This is a genomic window from Paraburkholderia madseniana (genome assembly GCF_009690905.1).
In the GTDB taxonomy this organism is placed as follows: Bacteria; Pseudomonadota; Gammaproteobacteria; order Burkholderiales; family Burkholderiaceae; genus Paraburkholderia; species Paraburkholderia madseniana.
In genome coordinates this window covers 1-1752 of sequence record NZ_VOSW01000255.1, presented here as the reverse complement: position 1 = coordinate 1752, position 1752 = coordinate 1, and the positions used below count along the sequence as shown (strand labels likewise).

The window sequence follows — 1752 nt, the reverse complement described above, 5'->3', positions numbered from 1 at the left end:
CGCCGGCAACGGGTTGACCCCCCAGACCGGGGGCCCGACCGGGCGTTCCGCGGCGCGACCCCTGGCGGCGGGGTCGCGCCGCTCGCCGGTGCGGCCGCATGCACCGGATCGGCGGACGCGCTCAGCGCGGTGGACCGCTTGCCGCGCAACGCATGCCCGACGCCCGCCAGCCAGCGGCCGATCGCCGCGCATTCACGCTTGACGCCCGAGCGGTAGCGGGTCGCGACAGCAACCAAGACGATGACGATGAGAACCCACGGCAGCGCCAGCAGGAAGACGAGCCAAGGCACCGATTTCGAATCGACGCGCACGCCCAGCAGGTGCGCCATTTGCAGCCGGTTGGCCGCGGCGGGCGGCGGCTCGGCGACGACAAACGCCACGCTGACGTGATCGGGATCCAGTCCTTCGATGCCGCGCACGACGAGATTGCGCACGAGCGGCGCCAGCGCGTTCGGATCGGCGGACGGCCGATACTTGATGAACACGGATGCCGACGAAGGCGTCTTCGCATCGGCCAGCGGGTCGTTCTCCGGAATCACCACATGCACCCGCGCGACCACCACGCCGTCGATATGCGACAACGTCTGTTCCAGCTCCTGGGACACGCCGTAGATATAGCGCACGCGCTCTTCGGCGGGGGTCGCCACGAGGCCGTCTTTCTTGAAGACCTGGCCGAGGTCCTGGTAGTGGTTGTGCGGCAGCCCGTGCGAGTGCAGCACGTCGAGCGCACGGGCAATGTCGTCCTTGTCGACCTGCAAGTCGTAGCTGGTTTCGTCTGCGGGCACCTTGATCGCGTCGATGCCGGCATCGAGCAGCACGCTGAGCGCGTCGTTGGCCTCGGCTTCGCCGACCTTGCCGTTGATCGTTTCCTTGCACGCGGCGAGCAGCAGCGTCATGCACAGCAGCATGGTCAGCAGGCGGTGCCGCAGCGCGCCGGCGCGGCGCGCACAGTCGTACAGTCGTCCCTTCATCGGTCGCTCCCGTATGGCCGTTGCTGTCACTGTTGTTGCAGCAGCGTGCGAAAGGTGTGCCGCACGTCGTCTGCCGATTGCAGGACGAAATGAAACTCGAGATTCGCGGTGGTCATCTGCGCCTGGTGCTCGACCGCCTTGATGGCCGTGGCCGGGTCGTTCAGATCGAGGCCGTTGCCGAAGTCCAGCGCTTCCTTTTCCAGCGATTTGTAGCGGTTCGACAGTTCGCCGGACGCCTTGCCCATCTGTCCGACCATGTCGCGAAACCCATGCAGCGAACCGTACTCGCCTTGCGCGTGGCTCGTGCGTTCAACGCGCAGTTCGCTTCCGAATTCCGTGGACGGCGGCGTACCGCCGGGCTGCGTTCCCCCGTCACCGCGATTCATCAGCGATTCGAAGCGCTCGACGTCCGGCTGCTGCGCGTGGCGCTCCGTGATGCCAGCCTGGCTGTCGCCCGCAGGCAAGCCGCCCAAACTGAGTACGAGATTCATGCAGTCACCATCGATTCAGAAGCACGCTGGGCGCAGTGTGGTCGGGATGCCGCGCGCTTGCGCGGCCCTCGCCCCTCTTGCTGTAATGCGTCAACCCGCAACGTTCGCGCCCGGTCAACGCCAGGGCAAGCATGCTGGCCCCGGCGGGTCCGGAAGACGCCCCGGCGCGTAAGCGCGACGCAGCGTCTTCCAGTCCCCACGCAATGGCCGGACGAGCCGGCCTGACCGGCGTCAGGCTTGCGAGAGCTGGCTGCCGACCGACGACACCGTGTTGTTGATGTCCTGGAAGG

At 67.2% G+C, this 1752-nt stretch carries 2 protein-coding genes; both read right to left on the bottom strand.

The window, feature by feature from the left end; genetic code table 11:
* The coding region (gene sctJ / locus FSO04_RS45655) for a type III secretion system inner membrane ring lipoprotein SctJ (protein ID WP_233465466.1) at window positions 1–971 on the bottom strand (971 nt) is incomplete at its 3' end.
* Window positions 972–997: 26 nt separating this feature from the next.
* Window positions 998–1462 carry a hypothetical protein gene (locus tag FSO04_RS45650; protein ID WP_154567989.1) on the bottom strand — a complete coding sequence of 155 codons (465 nt, stop codon included), beginning with the start codon at window positions 1460–1462 and terminating at the stop codon, window positions 998–1000.
* Window positions 1463–1752: the final 290 nt, after the last annotated feature.

Bases quoted from the DNA above. Each gene is read 5' to 3' on its own strand.
- FSO04_RS45650 (WP_154567989.1), bottom strand. From the start codon at position 1,462: ATGAATCTCGTACTCAGTTTGGGCGGCTTGCCTGCGGGCGACAGCCAG.